18 protein-coding genes are annotated in these 20,988 nt (G+C 54.0%); 13 read left to right on the top strand and 5 right to left on the bottom strand.

Annotated features, from left to right (window positions below):
• Positions 1 to 40: 40 nt before the first annotated feature.
• From J7I43_RS07035 to J7I43_RS07000, 8 genes are all read left to right on the top strand, one after another.
• Positions 41 to 352, top strand: coding sequence for a DUF6660 family protein (locus tag J7I43_RS07035; protein WP_209144645.1), 312 nt, complete (start codon positions 41 to 43; stop codon positions 350 to 352).
• An 89-nt stretch (positions 353 to 441) separates the two neighbouring features.
• Positions 442 to 4,806 carry a CusA/CzcA family heavy metal efflux RND transporter gene (locus J7I43_RS07030; protein WP_209144643.1) on the top strand — a complete coding sequence of 1,455 codons (4,365 nt, stop codon included), beginning with the start codon at positions 442 to 444 and terminating at the stop codon, positions 4,804 to 4,806.
• A 2-nt stretch (positions 4,807 to 4,808) separates the two neighbouring features.
• Positions 4,809 to 5,981, top strand: a complete 1,173-nt coding sequence (locus J7I43_RS07025; protein WP_209144641.1) for an efflux RND transporter periplasmic adaptor subunit — start codon at positions 4,809 to 4,811, stop codon at positions 5,979 to 5,981.
• Positions 5,982 to 6,058: 77 nt separating this feature from the next.
• A complete protein-coding gene (locus J7I43_RS07020; protein ID WP_209144639.1) occupies positions 6,059 to 6,874 on the top strand; it encodes an SDR family oxidoreductase in 816 nt (271 codons plus the stop codon).
• Positions 6,875 to 7,003: 129 nt separating this feature from the next.
• Positions 7,004 to 7,828 carry an SAM hydrolase/SAM-dependent halogenase family protein gene (locus tag J7I43_RS07015; RefSeq protein ID WP_209144638.1) on the top strand — a complete coding sequence of 275 codons (825 nt, stop codon included), beginning with the start codon at positions 7,004 to 7,006 and terminating at the stop codon, positions 7,826 to 7,828.
• A gap of 11 nt (positions 7,829 to 7,839) precedes the next feature.
• On the top strand, positions 7,840 to 8,124 hold the full coding sequence (locus J7I43_RS07010; RefSeq protein ID WP_209144636.1) for a putative quinol monooxygenase: 285 nt from the start codon (positions 7,840 to 7,842) through the stop codon (positions 8,122 to 8,124).
• A gap of 108 nt (positions 8,125 to 8,232) precedes the next feature.
• The gene (locus J7I43_RS07005) at positions 8,233 to 11,472 is read left to right on the top strand and encodes a glycosyltransferase family 117 protein (protein ID WP_209144634.1); all 3,240 of its coding nucleotides are present in this window, start codon (positions 8,233 to 8,235) and stop codon (positions 11,470 to 11,472) included.
• 91 nt (positions 11,473 to 11,563) lie between these two features.
• Entirely contained in the window at positions 11,564 to 11,896 is a 333-nt protein-coding gene (locus J7I43_RS07000) for a DUF2185 domain-containing protein (RefSeq protein ID WP_209144632.1), read from the top strand.
• Positions 11,897 to 12,015: 119 nt separating this feature from the next.
• Here the strand turns inward: J7I43_RS07000 and J7I43_RS06995 are convergent, their stop codons facing one another.
• Positions 12,016 to 12,858: a sugar phosphate isomerase/epimerase family protein gene (locus tag J7I43_RS06995; protein WP_209144630.1), complete on the bottom strand. Its 843-nt coding sequence runs from the start codon at positions 12,856 to 12,858 to the stop codon at positions 12,016 to 12,018.
• 130 nt (positions 12,859 to 12,988) lie between these two features.
• Between J7I43_RS06995 and J7I43_RS06990 the strand changes: the two genes are divergently transcribed.
• The 4 genes from J7I43_RS06990 to J7I43_RS06975 all read left to right on the top strand — a co-directional run bounded on the left by J7I43_RS06990 (position 12,989) and on the right by J7I43_RS06975 (position 17,819).
• Positions 12,989 to 14,083: a vWA domain-containing protein gene (locus tag J7I43_RS06990; protein WP_209144628.1), complete on the top strand. Its 1,095-nt coding sequence runs from the start codon at positions 12,989 to 12,991 to the stop codon at positions 14,081 to 14,083.
• A gap of 3 nt (positions 14,084 to 14,086) precedes the next feature.
• Complete coding sequence (locus J7I43_RS06985; RefSeq protein WP_209144626.1) at positions 14,087 to 15,589, top strand: hypothetical protein; 1,503 nt, start codon at positions 14,087 to 14,089, stop codon at positions 15,587 to 15,589.
• Positions 15,590 to 15,786: 197 nt separating this feature from the next.
• Entirely contained in the window at positions 15,787 to 17,070 is a 1,284-nt protein-coding gene (locus J7I43_RS06980) for a Gfo/Idh/MocA family protein (protein ID WP_209144624.1), read from the top strand.
• A gap of 8 nt (positions 17,071 to 17,078) precedes the next feature.
• Positions 17,079 to 17,819, top strand: a complete 741-nt coding sequence (locus J7I43_RS06975; protein WP_209144622.1) for a 3-keto-disaccharide hydrolase — start codon at positions 17,079 to 17,081, stop codon at positions 17,817 to 17,819.
• 93 nt (positions 17,820 to 17,912) lie between these two features.
• Here the strand turns inward: J7I43_RS06975 and J7I43_RS06970 are convergent, their stop codons facing one another.
• The gene (locus J7I43_RS06970; RefSeq protein WP_209144620.1) at positions 17,913 to 18,218 is read right to left on the bottom strand and encodes a hypothetical protein; all 306 of its coding nucleotides are present in this window, start codon (positions 18,216 to 18,218) and stop codon (positions 17,913 to 17,915) included.
• A gap of 428 nt (positions 18,219 to 18,646) precedes the next feature.
• Complete coding sequence (locus J7I43_RS24985; RefSeq protein WP_209144618.1) at positions 18,647 to 18,874, bottom strand: helix-turn-helix domain-containing protein; 228 nt, start codon at positions 18,872 to 18,874, stop codon at positions 18,647 to 18,649.
• A gap of 139 nt (positions 18,875 to 19,013) precedes the next feature.
• Between J7I43_RS24985 and J7I43_RS06960 the strand changes: the two genes are divergently transcribed.
• Positions 19,014 to 19,247: a hypothetical protein gene (locus J7I43_RS06960; RefSeq protein WP_209144616.1), complete on the top strand. Its 234-nt coding sequence runs from the start codon at positions 19,014 to 19,016 to the stop codon at positions 19,245 to 19,247.
• A 252-nt stretch (positions 19,248 to 19,499) separates the two neighbouring features.
• Here the strand turns inward: J7I43_RS06960 and J7I43_RS06955 are convergent, their stop codons facing one another.
• The gene (locus J7I43_RS06955; protein WP_209144614.1) at positions 19,500 to 20,123 is read right to left on the bottom strand and encodes a hypothetical protein; all 624 of its coding nucleotides are present in this window, start codon (positions 20,121 to 20,123) and stop codon (positions 19,500 to 19,502) included.
• 174 nt (positions 20,124 to 20,297) lie between these two features.
• Positions 20,298 to 20,960, bottom strand: a complete 663-nt coding sequence (locus J7I43_RS06950) for an SOS response-associated peptidase (RefSeq protein WP_209144612.1) — start codon at positions 20,958 to 20,960, stop codon at positions 20,298 to 20,300.
• Between the last annotated feature and the right edge of the window lie 28 nt (positions 20,961 to 20,988).

Genomic DNA, 20,988 nt, shown 5'->3' with positions numbered 1-20,988 from the left:
ACTTTATGTATCACCCGCTGGTTTCTTTACCTTCGTGACGATGAAAGTGCTTTGTTTCCTGTTCAGCATCTGGATCATATTCTGCGCGGGCACGCCCTGTGCGGACGGTCATACCCACTCCACGGAGGAAACGGGCGTGATCGTTCATATGCCCATCACCGAACATGAAGCCGGCACCGATCTTTGTTCTCCTTTTTGCGCCTGTTACTGCTGCGCGGTGACCACGGCGCTTCCTTCCACCACCACCTTCGTTTCCCGGCCGCAGCCCCTGGCTGTGATCGAAGACAGCTACCTTTGCCCGCCGGTGCATGATTTTACCGTCATTCCCTGGCAGCCGCCCCGGTTTTCCTGATCATTATTTTACTGCAAGACCAACCCTTTAACGTATATGGCCATACGCCGTAAGCGCGTGCGTATATGCCGTTAAATTCAGCTTTCGTAATGCTCAACAAGATTATCCGGTTTTCGATAGACAATAAACTGATCATCGGGCTCGGAACGCTGGCATTGATCGCCTGGGGAGTGTATTCCCTGACGCGGCTGCCGGTAGACGCCGTGCCCGACATTACCAACAACCAGGTGCAGGTGATCACCCAAAGCCCGTCCCTGGCGCCGCAGGAAGTAGAGCGGCTCATCACTTTCCCGGTGGAACAGACCATGGCGGTGATACCCGACATGAAAGAGATCCGTTCCATTTCGCGTTTCGGGCTTTCCGTGGTGACCGTTATTTTTCACGACGACGTAGACATTTACTGGGCGCGCCAGCAGATCAACGAAAAGCTGGGCGAAGCCATGTCGCGCATCCCGCCGGGCATCGGCAGCCCCGAGATATCGCCCATTTCCACCGGCCTCGGGGAAATTTACCAGTACGTGCTGCATCCCAAACCCGGCTTCGAAGAAAAATACGACGCCATGGAGCTGCGCAGCATACAGGACTGGCTGGTGCGACAGCAGTTGCTGGGCACGCCCGGCGTGGCGGAAGTGAACAGTTTCGGCGGAAAACTGAAACAGTACGAGATCGCGCTCGACCCGGACAAACTCGCCGGTTACCGCATCAGCATCAACGAAGTGTTCGCCGCATTGGAAAATAACAATCAAAATACCGGCGGCGCGTACATCGATAAAAAACCCAATGCTTATTTCATCCGCAGCGAAGGCCTTATCGGCTCGCTGGAAGACATCGGCTCCATCACCGTTTCGCATACCTCGCAGGGCTTTCCCGTGCTGGTGCGCGACGTTGCCGAAGTGCGGTACGGCGCGGCCGTGCGGTATGGCGCCCTTACGCATGCGGACGGGAAAAAGAAAGGCGAAGCCGTTGGCGGCATCGTGATGATGCTCAAAAACGAAAACGCCAGCACCGTCGTAAAACGCGTGGAAAAACGCATCGAACAGGTGCGGAAATCGCTGCCCGAAGGCGTGGAGCTGGAAACGTACCTCAACCGCAGCGACCTGGTGGGCCGTGCATTGGGCACCGTCAGCAAAAACCTGATCGAAGGCGCGCTCATCGTGGTATTCGTGCTCGTGCTTTTCCTCGGCAACCTGCGGGCGGGGCTGATCGTGGCATCGGTAATACCGCTGGCCATGCTTTTCGCCATCAGTTTGATGAATGTGTTCGGCGTGTCCGGCAACCTCATGAGCCTCGGCGCCATCGACTTCGGGCTGATCGTAGACGGCGCGGTGATTATCGTGGAAGCCACCATGCACCACCTGGGGCTGAGCCCGCTGAAGCGGCTCACACAGCGGCAGATGGACGGAGAGGTATACGAATCCGCCAGCAAGATCAGGAACGCGGCGGCTTTCGGCGAGATCATCATTCTCATCGTGTACCTGCCCATTCTCGCACTGGTGGGCATCGAAGGAAAAATGTTCAGGCCCATGGCGCAGACCGTGAGCTTCGCCATTCTGGGCGCGTTTATTCTTTCGCTGACGTACGTGCCGATGATGAGCGCGTTGTTCCTCAGCAAAAACGTTTCGCCTACACGCACTTTTTCAGACAGGATGATGGACTGGTTCCAGCGGCTGTACGCCCCGGTGATCCGCGGCACCTTGCGGAAAAAGGCGATGGTGACCGTGGTGGCCGTGCTGTTGTTCGTGGGCAGTCTTATCACTTTCCTGCGGCTGGGCGGCGAATTTATCCCGACGCTGGAAGAAGGCGACCTCGCCATCGAGATGCGCCTGAGCACGGGGCGTTCGTTGTCTGAATCCATCGACAAGATCAATCTCGCTTCGCAGCTGCTGCTGAAAGAATACCCGGAAGTGAAGGAAGTGGTCGGCAAGATCGGCTCCGCCGAAATCCCCACAGACCCCATGCCCATGGAAGCGGTAGACGTGATGGTGCTGATGAAAGACAAAGACGAATGGACCAGCGCATCCACACGAAACGAGATGGTAAATAAAATGCAGGAAACGCTGGAAAGCATACCCGGTGTGAGTTTCGGCTTCTCGCAGCCCATCCAGCTGCGGTTCAACGAGCTGATCTCCGGCGTGCGGCAGGACGTAGGCGTGAAAATATTCGGCGAAGACCTGCAAACCCTCACCCAAATCAGCGAAAAAGTAGGCAGGATCGTAAGCGGCACCGACGGCGCCAAAGATCTTTACCTCGAAAAGATCACCGGTTTGCCGCAGATCGTGGTGCGCCTGAACCGCGACCAGCTGGCTAAATACGGCATCAGCGTAGCCACCGCCAACGGCGCGCTCAACGCCGCTTTCGCGGGGCAAAGCGCGGGACTGGTATACGAAGGCGAAAAACGGTACGACCTCGTGGTGCGTTTTAATCAATCGAGCCGCGAAAACATCAGCGACGTTAAAAACATATTCGTAAGCGCACCCGGCGGCCAGCAGGTACCGCTGGACCAGCTGGCGGAGATCACCTACTCCCCCGGCCCCAACCAGATACAGCGCGAGGCCGCCAAACGAAGGATCATCACGGGTTTTAACGTGCGTGGGAGAGACATTGCCAGCGTGGTGGAGGAAGTACAGCGGAAAATAGACAAAGAAATAAAACTGCCGCCCGGGTATTTCATTACATACGGCGGTCAGTTCGAGAACCTGCAGGAAGCGCAGCGTCGTTTATCCGTTGCCGTGCCTATCGCGCTGGGGCTTATTTTTCTGCTCCTGTTCTTTACGTTCCGTTCCGTCAAACAATCGCTGCTTATTTTCACGGCCATACCCATGGCGGCCATCGGCGGCGTGTTTGCGCTGGTGCTGCGGGGCATGCCGTTCAGTATTTCCGCGGGCGTGGGTTTCATTGCGCTGTTTGGCGTGGCGGTGCTCAACGGCATCGTGCTGATCGCGGAGTTTAACCGGTTGAAGAACGAAGGCATGACCGACCTGCGGGAGATCGTGCTGGAAGGAACGCGGCTGCGGCTGCGGCCCGTGCTGATGACGGCTTCCGTGGCTTCGCTGGGCTTTTTGCCGATGGCCCTTTCCGGCAGCGCGGGCGCGGAAGTGCAGAAACCGCTGGCTACCGTCGTGATCGGCGGGCTGGTCACTTCCACCCTGCTCACCTTGCTGGTGCTGCCCGTGTTTTACATCTATTTCGAAAAGATCAGAACAAAAACAGGCCCTATGAACAAGCTCCTGATATTGCCTTTGCTGATGCTGCCGCTGCTTGCCGGTGCGCAGGAAAAACCGCTGAGCCTGCCCGAATGCATCGGCATGGCGGTGCAGCAGAACCGCGGCATACAGGCCGCGCAGATGGACGTGAATGCAGGCAAACAACTGCGCGTGGCGGCGCCCGAGATCGCCAAAACCGAGGTGATGCTGCAATACGGCCAGTACAACAGCTACGTGAAAAACGACAACAACATCAGCGTTTCCCAGAAGATCCCCTTTCCTACCCTGCTGGGCGCGCAGGGAAGTCTTGCCGGGGAAAACGTGCGGGCCAGCGAGCTGCAGCTTGCTTCCGATAAAAACAACCTCATCTTCCAGGTAAAAAGCGCGTGGTACCAGCTGCAATACCTGCTGGCCCTGCAGCACAAGCTGGAAGAGCAGGACACGGTGTACGCGCGTTTCGTGAAAGCCGCGGGCGTAAAGCTGCGCACCGGCGAAAGCAACCTGCTGGAGCAAACTTCCGCCCAAAACCAGCAGCAGCAATTGCGCACGCAGCTGCAGCAGGTAAAGGCAGACATCCGGTTGTACCACACGCGGCTGCAAACGCTGATAAACGCCGATGCGCCCGTAAACATCATCGAAGAGCCGCTGCGCCCGCTGGCGATGACGGCCGCCGATTCGGCCGCCGTGGCACAGAACCCCGGCCTGCTCTGGTACCGCCAGCAAGCCGTGATAGCGGGCAAACAGCAGCAGGTGGAAAAAAACCGGCTGTTGCCGGATATCAGCATCGGATTTTTCACCCAAACCCTTAACAGCACGCCGCTAAACGCTTCCGGCATGCCGCTCGCCACTTCCGGCAACCGTTTCAACGGCCTGGAAGCCGGTCTTTCCATTCCGTTGTGGTTCCGCCCGCAGGCCGCGAAAATAAAAGCCGCGGGGCTGCACCGGCAGGCGGCTTCGTACCGTTACGAACAGCAGCGGAAAAACTATGCCGGCATGTACAACGAAAGCCTCCAGGAAACGCTCAAATACCAGGAATCGCTGCAATACTACGAAAGCTCGCTGCTGCCGCAGACCGACCTGATGATCGATCATGCGGGCAAGGCTTACGCCAACGGCGAGATCGGGTACGTTGAGTACCTGCAAAACCTGCGCACATCCATGAACGTGCAGCAGAACCACCTGGAAACCATCAACAACTTCAACCAGCGTATCCTGCACCTGCAATACCTGGCCGGCAACAAACCTGAATGAACATGCAAAAACTACTGATCATATTCGCAGCCGCCGCGCTCGTTTCCTGCGGCAATTCGCCCACCCTCAACGGGAAAGACAGCACGGGCACAAACGAAACACATGCGGACGAACACGGCCATGGCGAAGAAACCGTGGAGCTTACCGAAGCCCAGGCCCGCACCGTGGGCCTGCAGACGGCCGCCATCGAAAACCGCTCCCTCAGCGGCGCCATCAAAGTGAACGGCATGCTCGACGTACCGCCACAGCAGATGCTCAGCGTATCTACCCCCTTCGGCGGCATCCTGCGCAACACCCAGCTGCTGGAAGGTTACTGGGTGAAAAAAGGCCAGGTGATCGCGGAAATGGAGCACCCGGACTACATACAGCTGCAGCAGGACTATCTCGAGGCTAAAGCCCAGTTCGGTTTCCTGGAACAGGAGCTGGAAAGGCAGCAGGAACTGAGCAAAGAGAACGTAACGGCCCGCAAAACGCTGCAAAAGACCGAGGCCGAGCACCGCGCGCTGAAAGTGCGCATCGAAGGGTTGCGCCAGAAACTGCTGCTGATGAACATCCACGTCGCCACCCTCGAAAAAGGCACCATCGTGCGCGCCATCCCGGTGCTGGCGCCCATCAGCGGCTACGTGACCAAGGTGAACGCCAATATCGGGAAGTTTGTGAGCGCCAACGAATCGATGTTCGAGATCGTGGACACCGAGCACCTGCATGCCGAGCTGACCGTGTTCGAAAAAGACATCCCGAGGCTGAAGATCGGCAGGAAGGTGCGCTTTGTTTTGTCTAACGAAACGAAGGAACGCACGGCCACCGTACATCTTATTGGCCGGGAGATAGACAGCGACCGTACCATCCGCGTACATTGCCACCTGGACAAAGAAGACAAGGAAATGATGCCCGGCACCTACCTGAAAGCCTGGGTGGAGACCGGCGCCATGGAGGTGCCGTCTTTGCCGGACGAGGCCATTGTGATGGAAGGCGGGAAATATTATGTGTTCCTTGCGCAGGAAGAGCCTCATCATTTTAAAAGGCTGGAAATAAGCACGGGAGTAAGCGGCAATGGGTACACGGAAGTGCGGCTGCCGGAGGAAACGCCCGCCGGTGCGAAGTTTGCCGTAAAAGGCGCGGGCGACCTGATGGCCGCCATGATGAATGCCGGCGAGGCCGGTCATGCCCACTGACGGGAATTATTGCGGGCGGAGCACGTTTCGCCCGCAATAAATTTTTCTATTGGTTTGCTGCATATTATTTTTGCGGGATGCAAAGCGTATTCCAGCATAATTCCGTCGTAATCACAGGCGCATCTTCCGGCATCGGCAGGGCCCTGGCCATCGCCTTTCTGCGGGCAGGCGCCAACGTTTCCGTTTGCGCCCGCAACCGTGAAGCCCTCGAGGCCCTGGCGGCGGAGGCGGGCACGAACGCATTGCACATCTTCCCGGCAGACGTGAGCCACGAACACGAATGCAAAGCGTTTATAGACAGCGCGCTGGAACGTTTCGGCAAAATAGACATCCTGGTCAACAACGCCGGCATCAGCATGCGGGCTTTATTCAAAGATACCAGTCCCGATGTGCTCAAACCCCTGATGGACATCAACTTCTGGGGCACTGTGTATTGCACCAAATACGCGCTCCCTTCCATCACCGAGCACAAAGGCACCATCGTTGGCGTTTCTTCCATCGCGGGGTACCGCGGGCTGCCTGGCCGTACAGGTTATTCCGCATCCAAGTTCGCCATGCAGGGTTTCCTGGAAGCCCTCCGCACGGAAAATCTCCATACAGGCGTTAACGTGATGTGGGTATGCCCCGGTTTCACGGCCTCCAATATCCGCAATACCGCGCTGGATAAAACCGGTCATTCCCAGAAAGAAACCCCGCTGAAGGAAGACCAGCTGATGAGCGCCGAAGATGTGGCCCGCCATACCCTACGCGCCATCATCCAGCGGAAACGCACGCTCACGCTCACCACCCAGGGCAGGCTGACCGTATTGCTCAGCCGGCTGTTTCCCGCCTGGGCAGACAAACTCGTATTCAATCATTTCAGGAAAGAGCCCGGCTCCCCTCTTGAGGCCTGAAAACTGGTCCCCATTTTGTTATACATCGTTTTTTTATCGCTCTTTTGCACCTTTACACTGAATAATTGATTTTCTTTGCACAGGATTTTACAACACCCCTGTGTTTTACAGCTTCGGCTTTATCGTATTATGCCCATTATCACACTGACATCTGACATTGGTTTGCAGGATTACCTGACAGGCGCCATCAAGGGGCTGTTGCTGCAACACTGCGCGGATGCACAGGTGGTGGACATTTCGCATCACATTTCCCCCTTCAACCTGCCGCAGGCCACTTACATCTGCCGCAGCGCCTTTCAATATTTCCCGGAGGGCACCTATCACCTGGTGCTCAACAACCTGTTCGACCGCAAAACTGATTACCTGCTGATGGGCCGGCACAACAACCAGTTCATCCTTTGCGCCGACAACGGGTTGCTCACCATGATAGCGGGGGAAATGCCCGCCGAGGTATACCGCATCCCGCTGGACCCCGCCGAAAGCCGCAACACGCTGAACATGGTGGCCGTGATGGCAAAAGCGCTGTCCAAGCTCACCAAAGGCGCGCTGCCATCCGAGACCGGCACGCTCACCAGCGAGATCACCGTCAAAAACAACCTCCAGCCGCTTACCGGCGAAGACTATATCGAAGGGCAGATCCTTCACATCGACAATTTCGAGAACGTGATCGTAAATATCACCCGCGGGCAGTTCGACGAACAACGCAAAGGCCGCAAGTTCGCCATCCTGTTCCGGAGAGACGAGATGATCACGCAGGTAAGCGAAACGTATGCAGACGTGCCCGAGGGGCAGAAGCTGGCGCTGTTCAACTCCGCCGGTTACCTGGAGATAGCCGTGAACAAAGGCAACGCCGCGGGCCTGTTCGGCCTGCAGGGCTTTAGAAGAGATCAGTTGCAGCAGGGCGCTTACCAGCAGCTTTCCTTTTATCAAACCGTCAGAATCCTGTTCGAATAATGGTCCGTATCGTGAAACTAACCATGGACCCCGCGAGGGCCGCCGAATTTGAAGCCATATTCGCCGACAGGCAGGAAGCCATCCGGCATTACCCCGGCTGCCGGCACCTGGAGCTCTGGAAAGACCGCAGCCATATCGGCGTATATTTCACCTACAGCATCTGGGAAGGCCAGGACGCGCTGGATAATTACCGCCACTCTCCCCTGTTCGCCGAAGTATGGGCCGGCATAAAAGGCTGGTTCACAGGCAAGCCCGAAGCCTGGAGCCTGGACGACAGAACGCCCCGCTTACAATAAAAAAGCACGTTAAAAAGTTAAAGTATTTATAAAAAGTTAAAACTATTGCACACATTAGCTTAATTGGTTACTTTTTCTATTTTTGTCGGAATTATCTAAAACAACCTTATGAATTTTAACCGGATTAATAACATTACGGGCTGGATCGTGTGTATTATCGCCTGTACTGTTTATTTAATGACCATGGAAGCCACGGGAAGCCTGTGGGATTGCGGGGAGTTCATTTCCGCGGCCTATAAAGTACAGGTACCCCACCCCCCCGGAGCCCCCCTCTTCGTGTTGCTGGGCCGCATCTTTACCCTGCCCTTCTCACCGACGGAAGCATCCCTGGGCATCAACATCATGAGCGCCCTGGCCAGTGGTTTCACCATCCTGTTCTTATTCTGGACCATCACGCACTTCGGACGCCGCATTTACAGCAAAAACGGCGAAGCGCCTACCCAAAAACAAATTCATGTGGTAATGGGCGCCGGCGTTGTTGGCGCGCTTGCATATACCTTCTCCGATTCTTTCTGGTTCTCCGCCGTTGAAGGCGAAGTATACGCCATGTCGTCCCTTTTCACCGCGCTCGTTTTCTGGGCCATGCTGAAATGGGAGCATGAAGCCGATACCAAATACGGCGACCGCTGGATCATTTTCATCGCTTACATGATGGGGCTGTCTATCGGCGTCCACCTGCTGAACCTGCTCACGATCCCGGCGATGGTGCTGATCTATTATTTCAAGCGCGGTAAAAACGTGACCCTTTCCAACACTTTCTGGGTGTTTGTGCTGGGCTGCGTGATCACCGGCCTGGTGCAGAAGTTCATTATCCAGGATACCATCAAGGTTTCGGGCATGATGGACGTGTTTTTTGTGAACAGCCTGGGCCTGCCGTTCTTCTCCGGTTTTACTTTTTACTTCCTGGCCATTATCGCCCTGCTGATATACGGTTATTTCAGGCCCGGCAAGATCGGCCTGTATGCACCGCTGATTATCGTGGCCTCGCTGATCATGTTCCCCGCGTTTGCCGACGGCGAAAGCGGCGGCATCCGTGTGCTGCGCTTCGTACTGGGCGCGGGCGTGCTGTTCATCCCTTACTTTATGAAACTGTTCGGGATAGAACTGGGCGGCGCGGGCATGAAACGGTCCGTGCAACTGATCAACTCTTGCATATTTTTCCTGCTGATGGGCTATTCCACCTACATCACCACCATGATCCGTTCCAGCGCGAACCCTACGGTGGACATGTATAACGTGGACAATCCCGTTTCCCTCGTGGGTTATCTCGGCCGCGAACAATACGGCGATTTCCCGCTGATCTACGGCCAGGTGTTCACCGCGCGCCCCGAGAAATACGAGGAAAAAGGCAACCTTTACGCCCGCGGCAATAAAGAATATATCGTAGTAGGCAAAAAACAGGTGCCTGTTTACAACCCGAAAGACATGATGCTGTTCCCCCGCGTATGGGACGCCAGCAACGACCAGGGCCACGCCGATTATTACCGCGCCCACCTCGGCCTGCGCGAAGGCGAGGCGCCGACCTTCGCAGACAACATTAGTTTCTTCCTCCGTTACCAGGTAGGATTTATGTACCTGCGTTATTTCGGCTGGAACTTCTGGGGCAAACAGAACGACACCCAGGGCTTTGGCAACCCGAGAGACGGCAACACCATTTCCGGCATTCCTTTCGTGGATAATTTCTTTTACGGCGACCAGAGCATGATGCCGGACAGCCTGAAGAACAACAAGGCGCACAACACCTTCTTCCTGCTGCCGTTCATTATCGGTCTTTTCGGATTTTTCTTTCACTACAACCGTCATAAAAAAGACGCCCTCATTGTAGGCCTGCTCTTCTTCTTTACCGGTTTCGCGATCGTACTGTACCTCAACCAGGCCGGCAACCAGCCGCGCGAGCGTGATTACGCCTATGTAGGCTCTTTCTACGCCTTCGCCATCTGGATCGGTTTGGGCGCACTGAGCATGTTCGAGTTCTTCAAAAAACGCAAACTGCCCAAACCGGGCGTGATCGCCGTGGTGCTGGCCCTGCTGGGCGCGCCCGTACTGATGGCGCAGCAGGGATGGGACGATCATGACCGTTCCCAGAAAGTGCTGGCAAGAGACGTGGCCCGCGATTACCTGGAATCCTGCGCGCCGAACGCCATCCTGTTCACCGTAGGCGACAATGATACTTACCCGCTGTGGTATGCGCAGGAAGTGGAAGGCATCCGCCCGGATATAAGGGTGATCAACCTGAGCCTGCTGGGTGTAGACTGGTACATCGAACAGCAGACCAAAGCCACCAACAAGAGCCCGGCCATCGCGATGACGCTGAGCGCGGACAAATACCGCGGCGAGAACCGCAACTACGTGATGCATTACGACAACGGCAAAGTGCCGCAGGACCGTTTCTACAACCTGAAAGAAGTGATCAACTTCCTCGGTGAAGACAATCCCGCCGCCAAAGTGCAGCTGCAGAACGGCGAGTTCGTGAACTACCTGCCGTCCAAAAAGCTGTTCATACCCGTAGACGCCGCCGAAGCGGTGAAGTCCGGTACCGTGGACATCCAGGACAGCGGCCGCATTGCGCCGCAGGTGGCATTCGAGATCACCAAAGACGTGATCTATAAAAACGACCTCGCGGTATACGACATCATCGCCACCAACGCATTCAAACGCCCGATATACTTTACCGGCCCGGTAGATCTCGGCTTCAACGAATACCTTTCCATCGAGGGCCTTACCTACCGCCTGGTGCCCACGCGCAGGCCACCTTCAGACGAAATGCTGCCCGGCCTGAACGACCAGGTGAACACCCGCAGGATGTACGACAACCTGATGAACAAGTTCGTATACGGCAGCGTGAATATCGAAGGCGTATATTTCGACGAGCCCAACCGCCGTATGCTGCAAACGATCCGCAACGCATACACCAAAGGCAGCGTGGCGCTCACGAAAGAAGGCGATAAAGAAAAAGCGCTGAAGCTGCTCGAACGCCAGGATTCCGTGTTCCTGCCGGGCAATATGCCTTATGCAATGACCTCGCCCGGCAACATGCACAACCTCTGGAGCATGGAGATCGTATATGCATATTACATCGCGGGCAACGCGAAAAAAGCGAACGAGATCTCCGACCAGATCACCAAAGACCTTGAGCAGCAGATGCGTTATTACCGCGCCCTTCCGGCCGGCAAGTTCACCAACGACCTGCAGGACGACGCGCAGCGCGCGGAACGTTTCTCGCTGATGCTGAAACAATGGAAATCGGATTTCAGTAACGATTCCCTCCGCCGCAACGAGGTAGGCACCGGGCAGATCAATACTTTGCCGCAGGCGCCGCCCGCACCGGACAGCAACAAAAAACCGTAACTTCTATCTGTTACCAAATCATACAGAAAAAGCACCGGAGCATAAGCTCCGGTGCTTTTTGTTATATTGAGATACCATCAAACACCGGAAAATGGAGAAACGTTTCAAACTTCGCGCAGACCAGATCGTAACGCTGATACCCAATATGGGAGGATGCATCGCAACAGACATGATCACCGTGGAAGGGAAACCTGTGGGTTATATGTACCGCGAAGAACCGGTCGATGCCGTGGACAGCGGCTGGTGTTTTTTCTCCGGAGAAGAAGACCAGGATTACATAGATGACCCGAACAACGCTACCGTGTATGCCGTGAATACCATTGCGAACTACGACAGGGCCATTATTCCCTACCTGAACCTGCCCGTTGGCACCGAACTGGAGCGGAAACCCGGCACCGATACTTTTAACCAGGTGCCTGGTTGAGGAAAAATTCCCGGCCGATCCTGAAGCAAAACTGAAGCAACCCTGAAGCAATCTTAAACCCATGCATAAAAAAACGCCGGAAGTTCCCTCCCGGCGTTCTATTCGATGTTAAGTTCCTCTTATAACTTCTCGATCATCGCGCGTACGTTCTTCACGCTTTGCGTGATCTCCGGCACGCTGTTGTACCAGTTGTGCTCGTATTCAGCGGAGATCATGCCCTTGAATTTCTGGGCTTTCATCTCATGCAGCACCGCTTCCACGTTGCTGATGCCGGTGCCCCAGATCACGTCGTGCGCCTGGCGGCTCTTTTCGTTCAGATCTTTGAAGTGCATGCTGTAGATACGGCCGTTCAGCATTTTCATGCATTCCACGGGATCGAGGCCGGAACGTACCCAGTGGCCGATATCGGCGCAGGCACCCAGGTATTTGCTGCGGCCTTTGATGGCTACGGAAACACTGTCCGGGTGCCAGTAATGGCTCGGTTTCGGGTGATCGTGAATAGCTACCTTGATCTTGTACTGGTCCGCCAGTTTCGATACGATGTCCAGGTCTTCAGGGCGCGGCTCGGACGTAATGATCTGGATCTTCATGGCTTTGGCGAAGTCGAACAGCTGTTTCCAGTCCTCCTCGGTACGCGGGCTCACCACGCCGAAAGCAACGAGCGTTTTTTTCTTGGATTTCAGCAGGTTCAGCACCTCCTTTTGTTTTGCGGCGTCCATTTTGAAGTCCATTTTCCCTTCAATGCCGCCCCCGATGGTTTGCCCCGGGAAACATTCCACATACTGCAAGCCGCAGGAATCCAGCTTGTCCAGCGCTTCCGCCAGGGTAAACCTGTTAAATGAATAAGCCTGTGCGCCCAGCTTCCAGCCCAATTTTGCTTCCTTTTGCTGCGCCACGGCCGGCATTGCGTACATCAGCGCGCTGAAACCCAGTGCCAGCAGACCTTTCCTTAGTGTTCTCATAGACGTGATATTTTAAGATTTGACTTAGAAATGTATTTCTGACACGAAAATTAACAGCCTTTTCCGGATTTTGCAACACCGGCGTGACAAACGGTGCTGCATTTAATTTTTACGTAATTTCGAGGAAGATATGAAAGGCTTTATTTTCTCCAGGTATGATCCCTCCGAAAACAGCCAGTCGCCGTTCGACAAGTTGCTGGACATTTTCACCCAATTGCTCACCTACACCAGCGGCGATGTAGCCGAAGCCCTGCAGTGGCTCACCGAGCTGGACAAAGAATACCAGCTGAGCAACGACGAATATGGCATCGGGGATTTTATACAGGACCTGAAAGACAAGGGGTACATCCGTGAGAACGAAGAGCAGGGAACCTTCGCCATCACGTCAAAAACGGAACAATCCATTCGCAAACGCGCGCTGGAAGAGATCTTCGGCAAACTGAAAAAATCCGGCGTGGGCGACCACAACATCCGCAAATCCGGGCAGGGCGACGAGCTGAACGCTGAAACGAGGCCTTACGCCTTCGGCGACGCGCTGGAACAGATCGATATGACCGCTTCCATCCGCAACGCGCAGATCAACCATGGCATCGACGCGTTCAGCATGCAGCAGGACGATCTCGAGATCCGGGAAACGGACTTCAAAACGCAGACCTCCACCGCTTTGATGATAGACATCTCGCATTCCATGATCCTTTACGGGGAAGACCGCATCACCCCCGCCAAAAAAGTGGCCATGGCGCTCAGCGAGCTGATCACCACGCGTTATCCGAAAGATACGCTTGACATCATCGTGTTCGGCAACGACGCCTGGCAGATCGAGATCAAAGACCTGCCCTACCTTCAGGTAGGCCCTTTCCACACTAATACCGTGGCTGGGCTGGAACTGGCGATGGACATCCTGCGGCGCCGCCGCAACCCCAACAAACAGATCTTCATGATCACCGACGGCAAGCCCACCTGCCTCAAACAGGGCAAACAGTATTACAAAAACAGCTTCGGGCTGGACAGGAAGATACTCAACCGTACGCTGAACCTGGCCGCGCAGTGCAAGAAGCTCAAAATTCCCATCACCACCTTTATGGTTGCTACAGACCCCTGGCTGCAGCAATTTGTCAATGAATTCACTGAAACCAATAACGGTAAAGCATTCTTTTCAGGCACAGATAATCTGGGACAATTCCTGTTCTACGATTTTGAGAGCGGAAAAAGGAAAAAATTATAAGTAATGGAAAAGATCAGGACGCTCGGCGAACTTAAAAAAAGCGGTTATGTACACAGGTCTGTGAAGGAAGAGATCCGGCAGAACCTTATCGCGAAACTCAAACGGAAAGAAGCCACTTTCCCCGGCATTATCGGCTACGACGATACCGTGATACCGGATACGGAAAGGGCGCTGCTTTCCCGTCACAATATCCTCTTTCTCGGCCTCCGCGGCCAGGCCAAAACGCGCATGGCGCGGCTGATGACCGAATTGCTGGACGAATTCATCCCCATTGTGGCCGGTTCGGAAGTGAACGACAACCCGTTCTCCCCGCTGAGCCGTTACGCCCGCGATCTCGTGGAACAAATGGGAGACGAAACGCCCATTGAATGGATCGGCCGCGAGGCGCGCTACGGCGAAAAACTCGCCACGCCCGACGTGTCCGTCGCCGACCTGATCGGCGACGTAGACCCGATCAAAGCGGCGAACGAAAAACTCAGTTATGCAGACGAGCGGGTGATCCATTTTGGTATTATCCCGCGCAGCAACCGCGGCATTTTTGTGATCAACGAGCTGCCCGACCTGCAGGCGCGCATCCAGGTGGGGCTGTTCAACATCCTGCAGGAAGGCGACATCCAGATACGCGGTTTTAAAGTGAGAATGCCGCTGGACATGCTGTTCGTATTCACCGCCAACCCGGAAGACTACACCAACCGCGGCGCGATCGTAACCCCGCTGAAAGACCGCATCGAAAGCCAGATCATCACCCATTACCCGAAAACGCTGGAAAACTCGCTGCTGATCACCGAACAGGAAGCCGCCATCCACGCAGAACAGCAGGAAACGGTAAAAATGCCCGACATCGTGAAAAGGATCATCGAACAGGTGGCGTTTGAAGCGAGGGGCAGCGAATATGTCGATAAAAAAAGCGGTGTGTCCGCCCGTTTGACCATCGCCGCATTCGAAAACGCGGTGAGCGCGGCGGAACGCAGGGCGATCCTCAACAAAGAAAAGAGCACCTTCGTTCGCATCAACGACCTGCAGGGCATCATTCCCGGCATCACCGGCAAAATAGAGCTGGTGTACGAAGGCGAGCAGGAAGGGCCGCTGCAGGTGGCGCTGAACCTCCTTGAAAAGAGCCTGCGCACACTGTTCGCACAATATTTCCCGAACCCGGACACGTTCAAGAAACGGAAAGCGGGCGCCGCGGCGGATGCCAATCCCTACCGCCCCGTGATCCAATGGTTCGACCAGGGCAATTCCCTCCAGCTGCTGCAGGACACGACGGACAAACAATACGAAGCCGCGCTTACCAGCGTGACCGGGCTGCCCGGGCTGGTAAAACAATTGTTCCCCAAAGCCAACAAACAGGAGGCATTGCTGATGATGGAAATGGTGCTGCACGGTCTTTCCGCCTACAGCCTGCTGAGTAAAAAGACATTTGAAAAAGAGACCCGTTTTTCCGACTTGTTGGGCACCATGATGAATTTCAGCACCAGTTCCGACCCGGAAGAAGAGGAATTGTAAACGGGAAAGGAAGAACTTATAGAAAGGGAGCGGGCCAAACCGCTCCTTTTTGATTTTGACCGGATCAGACGCTTATTTCACCGGCGGGCCATTTCCCCTTTCAACTCTTTTCGGAAGGGGGTTGAACTGTAAAAGGAATTTTTTATCTTGTCTTTGTAACACTTAATTGCTCCACGTCAAAAAAAGCATGAAAAACTATGCATAGAAGGAACTTTCTCCAAAACACCTCCGCTTTCCTGGCGGGTTCCGCACTGTTTCCCTCCGCCTTGCGCGCCCTTGCCCCCAGCGACCGTGTAAACATTGCTGTGATCGGCGTGAACGGCATGGGCTTCAGCGATCTGAACGGCCTGTTGAACCATCCTGAAACCAATTGCGTGGCGCTTTGCGACGTAGACGAGAACGTACTGAACAAACGCGCCGCCGAGCTGGCCAAAAAGAACATCAAGGTGCAGCTGTATTCGGACTACCGCAAACTGCTCGACAATAAAGACATCGACGCCGTGGTGATCGGCACGCCCGACCACTGGCATTGCCTGCAGATGACGGACGCCTGCTCCGCCGGCAAAGACGTGTACGTGGAAAAACCCATTGGTAATTCCATCGCCGAATGCCGCGCTATGATGGAAGCCCAGCAGCGCCATAACCGCGTGGTACAGGTGGGCCAGTGGCAGCGAAGCATGCAACATTTCAACGACGCGATCGCTTTCGTGCATTCGGGGAAGCTCGGTAACGTGCGCCTGGTAAAGGTTTGGGCGTATATGGGCTGGATGAAGCCCGTTCCCAAACACGCGGCCACGCCCGTGCCCGCCGGCGTGAATTACGATGCATGGCTGGGCCCCGCGCAAAAACGCGCCTTCGACCCGAACCGTTTTCATTTTAATTTCCGCTGGTACTGGGATTATGCGGGCGGGCTGATGACCGACTGGGGCGTGCACCTGATCGATTATGCGCTGTATGGCATGAAAGCTTCCAATCCCGTGTCTGTCGTGGCTTCCGGCGGCAAATTCGCCTACCCTGACGATGCGGCGGAAACACCCGACACGCTCACGGCCATTTACCAGTTCGACGGTTTCAACATGCAATGGGAACATGCCACCGGCATCGACGGCGGGCCTTACGGTCGTACGCATGGCATCGCCTTTATCGGCAACAACGGCACGCTGGTGCTCGATCGCGGCGGCTGGGAAGTGATCCCCGAAAAAGACAAAATGGAAGCCGTTCCATTCACCAAAGCGTCTGACAACGGGCTGGTGAAACATACCCGCAACTTCCTGGACGTGATCAAAAGTCGCAAATTCTCCGACCTGCATTGCGACATCCAGACGGGGGCCAATGTGGCGATCAATGCGCAGATGGGCAACATCGCGTTCCGCACCGGCGAAAAAGTATACTGGACGGCGGCGGATGGAAAGTTCACCAATAAAGACGCCAACAAATTTATCACGCCTGAATATCACAACAACTATAAACTTCCTAAATAAAACGAAACATGCATTTTAAATCACTGTTGATCTGCACGGCACTGGCAGTGCCCGCTATCCACGCATGCGCACAGCAAGCCAAACCCGAAGACACGGAAGTATGGGAACCCGTACCCGCCGTGATCACTCCCGGCACCGCTACCAATACCGCCCCTTCAGACGCTATCGTATTGTTCGACGGAAAAGACCTTTCCAAATGGGTCTCGGATAAAGGCGACGGCGAAGCTCCCTGGACGATCCAGGACGGCGCGATGACGGTTGTGCCCCGTAAAGGCGGCATCCACACAAAAGAATCTTTCGAGGATTTCCAGCTGCACATTGAATGGAGATCGCCTTCCGTCGTAAAAGGCACCAGCCAGGGCCGCGGCAACAGCGGCATCTTTTTGCAGTCCAACTACGAGCTGCAGGTGCTGGATAACTACGACAACAAAACCTACGTGAACGGCCAGGCCGGCAGCATATACAAACAGGCCATCCCGTTGGTGAATGCCTGCAAAAAACCCGGCGAATGGCAAACCTACGACGTGATCTGGACGGCCCCGCGTTTTAACGACGACGGCAGCCTGAAATCGCCCGCGCGTATTACCGTGCTGCATAATGGCGTACTGGTGCAGAACAATACCGAATTAAAAGGGAAAACAGAATATATCGGGCAGCCGAAATACGTGAAACATGGCGCTTTACCGCTGGCATTGCAGGATCATGGGGATTTGGTGAGTTATAGGAATATTTGGATAAGGAAGCTTTGAGTTTTCGCGATGATATTAAAAAAGCCTGGTGTATTGAACATCAGGCTTTTTTAATGCTTTTTACAAAAGTCTTCTATTTTAGACTTCTTTCTATTATTCAAAACCGGGATAAAAAAAGCTATACTTCCCTGTTTTTATACGTTCTACGACATCATAAGGATTTACAATAACTCCAATCTCTCCTTCCCGGTTTTCACCTTCTAATTTCCCTACATCTTTAAACGGTTCATTAATTTTCCACACATACCATTTTTCCGATATTCTAACCGGCTCATCTTCAATCCATACCCCATAGTCATTCCCCTGCTCATTTTCCGGCAGGAAAATCGTTTTCATTTTTTCCTGCAAAGCCCCTTCAGGGCAGCCGGTCTTTAACAGGCGCAGCGCTTCGCCCACCATTTTGCGGTACAGGCTTACTTCCGCCGCACTGCCGGCAGGCTACGGTAAAATGAATCAATAATTTTAACAGGAGCAAATTAAAGGACCCTGCGCAACCTGCCCAAGCTAGGTAGCGAAAAGGTACATTTTGGCCGTTTTGATACGTTCTGATAGAAAAGGGTACATTTGAGCCGCAGCGCACGTGATCGCAGTGAGGCGGCAGGTGAATGACAGCGGGGTGATAAGGTAAAAGCGTTCGCACCGTAGTGATGCCGCAGGGTAAAAGCGCCGGCAAAGCAGCCGTAAAACAAAAAAAGGACCACCAAGTGATCCTTTTTCCTGAGGTACCGAGCGGATTCTGTAATCCTCTTTTTTCATCCGACAAAATACAGTACAGACAGCTGTATTATAATTTTAACTAAACTAATGTTGGCAATTTTGCACTCCATTTACAGACCCGCCAACAACTCCGAAACAGACATGTTCAAGGTCTTAGCGATGGCATTTATAGTTCCTAATGTAGGATTACCCTTTCCGTTATCTATGTTGTAGATCTGCGCATGCGATATGCCGGCAGTATCGGCGAACTCCCGGGTACTCATTCCGGTTTGTTGCCTGAGCTCTCTAAAGCGCTTGCCGAATGCCTTCGATAATTCTACGTCCTTAACACTGATCATTCTGTCAAATTGTCGAAAGCGCGAAATAATATTGACTTAATGTATTAAGTCAATTGAAAAAATATCCTATATTCGGTTAACTGCGGCGACACCGTAGAGTTCCGTTCCTTTTTTGCGGATTCCCTCAAAACCTGCACCCATGGAAAAAGAGATCTCCCCTTGCGCTCAGCTGGAGCAGCTGCTACAGCAATTCGTTTCCGATATGAAAAAAGCGGGTGTTTCCTTTATAGGGCTGAACCTCGAAGTGGGCCGTGAGCATTTTTCACCCGATCGGCGCATTCACTGCGTCGAGGGAGAAACGCCATTTGATTTCCAGGAATTCGAGCCCGCGGGCGATATTTCAGCGACCGTCCTGCTGCGGGCCCGGGATTAAGAATTTTTTTGCACAAATATTGGTTCTATCGACCCTGGCGATCACGCCGGGGTATTCCTCTCCACCTCCGCGACGAGCTCCTGCATATCCTCCGATGTGAACCATACTGGCGGCTTCCCTTGAAGAGCCACCTCCCACCTACCCTGCCGGAAAAGAATGTATCCCCAATGACGGTTGTTTACACGGATACCCCAACTACCGCCGGTGTGGGGAATTTCCTCAATTTCGAAAATAACCGGCTTTCCGTACACCTCAAAACGGTAACTCACCGTCGGATACTCCCGGTAGTAGTGTTTTCCATTGGTTAGCATCGTCCACGTTTTCAATCTCGCCCAAGGAAACAGATAACACCTCTTTCGGGAGGTGAATTTCAATCATCAGCTGGCCGTATACTACCGTCATCTGGATTAATTCCACAGACCGGATTGCCCCTTTCTTTTGCTGCTGCAGGTAGCGCCGGACACGCTGTTTGAGAAGCGGCGGCTCCTTTGCTACTTTCTCTTTTAGGATGGGGACGTAGGCTGCGGTGCCTTCCAGCTGGCCGGCGTAGGTGTATAGGCGTTCTCTATCTCCCGGGGAGTTGGCGTCAAGAATTTCCCGTTGGGAGATCTCGGGTATCGCATCGAAATGCTTCTGCGCCTCTTCCCGCTCCGCGTATGGGGTTATTAAAATACTTCGCGTCGGGTGAGCCGGCCCGCGGTCATACGGCTGTAGGACGAAAAACGTCTTCCCTTTCGAGAAAAACAGTTCCAGCAGGCCGGGCGCGAGCAAAATGAAGGGGTTATACCGCTGTTTTTGTGGCTTCGGGTAATTTCCGGAACCAAGATAGTCGTTTACGGACGGGATGCTGCTGGTGTAATCAAGGTTGTCTTCCATCACGCATATTTGTTTGCTAACGAAATTAGTAATATTTTGCTAATTACATTGGCAAATTTATTTGACGTAATTAAAACAGCCGGGTAGTCTTGCCCGGCTGTTGCCTCCGCATTGAATGTGCCTGAATATATCGTTCACGCCCATTCAGTAGGTGTGGCTGGGAGTTCATGGCATCTACTCAGCGGGTAAAATTAGTTCGGGGTAGTTGTTACGGCTGTTTCCCACGTCTTTGGAAACCCTGTACTTACACATTTGCTCAGCAGGGAAAGGCGCTAACAGATCCTTAGGGTTTGGGAATTCAGGATTGAGCCAGTCAAAGGCCCTCTCAGGCTGCAGGAAAACGGGCATACGGTCGTGGACTTCCGCCATGAATTCGTTCGCCGCCGTGGTGAGGATGGTAAAAGATCGCTTTACTTCTCCAGTATTACGGTCTATCCAATTATCATAAAGGCAGGCTCCCCAAAAAAACGCGGCATCATCCGGGTGTATTCGGTATGGGATTTTTGTTTTTGAATCGATTTTCTTCCACTCATAAAACCCGGACAACGGGAGTACGCAGCGCTGGGCTTTCAGGAGATTTTGCCAGTAGGGCTTGTCCAGTTCTTCGGATTTTTTATTGAACATGGAGTATTTTCCAGCTTTGAATTCCTTCTCGTATGGTGGTATCAGCCACCAGTACATTAGCTCCATCTGTTTGGGCGCGGTAAGGACAGGCACCGTCATTGTGGGGGCGATATTGAAATGCTTATATACCGACACGTTAAAGTCGTCCGGAAGCAAATTCTTTTCGATGATTTTAAAGGTTCGATTGTCGTTGAGTTCATACCGGCCGCACATATCATGGAATTTAGAATCCGAATTTACG

This window comes from Chitinophaga chungangae (assembly GCF_017742215.1).
GTDB classification, from domain to species: domain Bacteria; phylum Bacteroidota; class Bacteroidia; order Chitinophagales; family Chitinophagaceae; genus Chitinophaga; species Chitinophaga chungangae.
This window is presented reverse-complemented; position numbering and strand designations above follow the sequence as displayed.

Coding starts and splice junctions, on each gene's coding strand:
- J7I43_RS07035 (WP_209144645.1), top strand. CDS start 41: ATGAAAGTGCTTTGTTTCCTGTTCAGCATCTGGATCATATTCTGCGCG.
- J7I43_RS07030 (WP_209144643.1), top strand. CDS start 442: ATGCTCAACAAGATTATCCGGTTTTCGATAGACAATAAACTGATCATC.
- J7I43_RS07025 (WP_209144641.1), top strand. CDS start 4,809: ATGCAAAAACTACTGATCATATTCGCAGCCGCCGCGCTCGTTTCCTGC.
- J7I43_RS07020 (WP_209144639.1), top strand. CDS start 6,059: ATGCAAAGCGTATTCCAGCATAATTCCGTCGTAATCACAGGCGCATCT.
- J7I43_RS07015 (WP_209144638.1), top strand. CDS start 7,004: ATGCCCATTATCACACTGACATCTGACATTGGTTTGCAGGATTACCTG.
- J7I43_RS07005 (WP_209144634.1), top strand. CDS start 8,233: ATGAATTTTAACCGGATTAATAACATTACGGGCTGGATCGTGTGTATT.
- J7I43_RS07000 (WP_209144632.1), top strand. CDS start 11,564: ATGGAGAAACGTTTCAAACTTCGCGCAGACCAGATCGTAACGCTGATA.
- J7I43_RS06995 (WP_209144630.1), bottom strand. CDS start 12,858: ATGAGAACACTAAGGAAAGGTCTGCTGGCACTGGGTTTCAGCGCGCTG.
- J7I43_RS06990 (WP_209144628.1), top strand. CDS start 12,989: ATGAAAGGCTTTATTTTCTCCAGGTATGATCCCTCCGAAAACAGCCAG.
- J7I43_RS06985 (WP_209144626.1), top strand. CDS start 14,087: ATGGAAAAGATCAGGACGCTCGGCGAACTTAAAAAAAGCGGTTATGTA.
- J7I43_RS06980 (WP_209144624.1), top strand. CDS start 15,787: ATGCATAGAAGGAACTTTCTCCAAAACACCTCCGCTTTCCTGGCGGGT.
- J7I43_RS06975 (WP_209144622.1), top strand. CDS start 17,079: ATGCATTTTAAATCACTGTTGATCTGCACGGCACTGGCAGTGCCCGCT.
- J7I43_RS06970 (WP_209144620.1), bottom strand. CDS start 18,218: ATGGTGGGCGAAGCGCTGCGCCTGTTAAAGACCGGCTGCCCTGAAGGG.
- J7I43_RS24985 (WP_209144618.1), bottom strand. CDS start 18,874: ATGATCAGTGTTAAGGACGTAGAATTATCGAAGGCATTCGGCAAGCGC.
- J7I43_RS06960 (WP_209144616.1), top strand. CDS start 19,014: ATGGAAAAAGAGATCTCCCCTTGCGCTCAGCTGGAGCAGCTGCTACAG.
- J7I43_RS06955 (WP_209144614.1), bottom strand. CDS start 20,123: ATGGAAGACAACCTTGATTACACCAGCAGCATCCCGTCCGTAAACGAC.
- J7I43_RS06950 (WP_209144612.1), bottom strand. CDS start 20,960: ATGTGCGGCCGGTATGAACTCAACGACAATCGAACCTTTAAAATCATC.